The organism is Methylobacterium sp. 285MFTsu5.1 (assembly GCF_000383455.1).
Lineage (GTDB): Bacteria > Pseudomonadota > Alphaproteobacteria > Rhizobiales > Beijerinckiaceae > Methylobacterium.
Window position 1 is genome coordinate 1 of the sequence record NZ_KB911352.1, and the last position, 1623, is coordinate 1623.

At 78.2% G+C, this 1623-nt stretch carries 1 protein-coding gene; it reads right to left on the reverse strand.

Features of this window, described 5'->3' with window-relative positions; genetic code table 11:
* A partial coding sequence (locus H288_RS33450) for a condensation domain-containing protein (RefSeq protein WP_043713808.1) occupies positions 1-1623 on the reverse strand: 1623 nt, incomplete at both ends.

Sequence of the window (1623 nt, forward strand, 5' to 3'; positions counted from 1 at the left end):
TGGCGCAGGTCCGCGACGGGGCCGTGGCGCAGGAGGTCGTGGCTGAGGTCGGGCTGGGGCAGGGCGCGGCGGGCTTCCTTGACCCGGCAGAGAGCAGCACCGAGGGCGTGGCCGCGGGCGTCGTCGTCCGGCGGCAGGTCCGGCTCGCCGCCGAGGGGGTCGAGCCGCAGCGGCACCAGCGTGGTGAACCAGCCCACCGTCCGGCTCTGGTCGTGGCGGGGCAGGGTCGGGCCGTCCTGCGCGTCGGAGAGGGGTTCGGGGAAGGGTTCTGAGAGGGGTTCGGCGAGGGCGTCGGCCAGGGCGTCGGCATCGCGACCGTGGCGCTCGAGGGTCACGCCCACCGCCGTCCCGTCGCCGCGCCGCACCAGCGCGATCGACAGGGCGGTGAGCAGGATCTCGTCGGGACGGGCGCTGTAGGGCCGACCGGCCCGGCGCAGGAAGGCGTCGGTGGCGTCGGCGTCGAGGCTGTCGGCGATCTCGGTCTGGGCGGATTCGACGTTGGGGGCGTCGGGCCGGACCGGCCGCAACGCGGCATCGGGGCACGGCCCCCCGGCTTGCCAGCCTGCCAGCCAGGATTCGCGGCGCCCGGCATGTCCGGGGTGCCGGGCCAGGACGTCGAGGCTGCGGGCCCAGCCCGGGAAGCTCGTCGGCGGGGGCGCGAGCGGCCGCCCGGCGAGGGCCGCCGCGAGGTCCTGGATCAATATGCGCCACGACATGGCGTCGACCACGAGGTGGTGGGCGACGAGGAGGAGCCGCTCGGTCCCGTCCGCCGGCAGGGTGACGTGCACGGCCCGCCAGACCGGCCCTTCGGCGAGGTCGAGGCTCGTCTGGGCTTGCGCGGCGAGGGCCGCGAAGGCCGGCGCACCGTCCGCCGCGCGCCGCCACAGCGGGGGCTCCTGCCCTGGTGCCCGGCAGGTCTGGGTCCAGGCCCCGTGCGCGTCCCGCGCGAAGCGCAGGCGCAGCGCGGGATGGGCGGCCTCGACGGCCGCGAGGGCCTCAGCGAGGCGGCCCGGGTCGAGGGGTGCCCGGGGCGCGAGCACGATCGCCTGATTCCAGTGCTGCCGGTTCGGGACGGGGCCGTCGAGGAACCGGCGCTGGATCGGGGTGAGGGGAACCGGACCGGCCTCGCGCGCCGGGTCGACCTGGGGGGCCGGCGCGGCCGCGCTGTCCGGGGCCGCGTCGAGATGCGCCGCCAGGGCGGCGAGGCGCGGGTGGGTGAAGACGTCCCGCGGCGTCAGCGCGAGGCCGCTCTCCCGGGCGCGGGCGACGAGCTGGAGGGCGAGGATCGAGTCGCCGCCGCGCTCGAAGAAGCTGTCCCGGCGCGACAGGCGTCGGGCGTCGAGGCCGAGCACGCCGGCCCAGAGGGCGGCGAGGCGCGTCTCGGTCTGACCGCGCGGCGGATCGAAGCCGGTGCTGCCGCCCGCGGCGTCCGCGCCCGCCCAGTCGGGTTCGGGGAGCCGTCCTGGGTCGAGCTTCCCGTTGGCGGAGACCGGCAGGGCGGGCAGGGCGAGGATGCGGGCGGGGCGCAGCGCGTCGGGCAGCGTGTCGGCCAGGGCCCGCTGCAGCGCGGGCTCGTCGAGCGCGCCGCCGGCCGCCGGCACCGCGTAGCCCACCAGCCGCAGC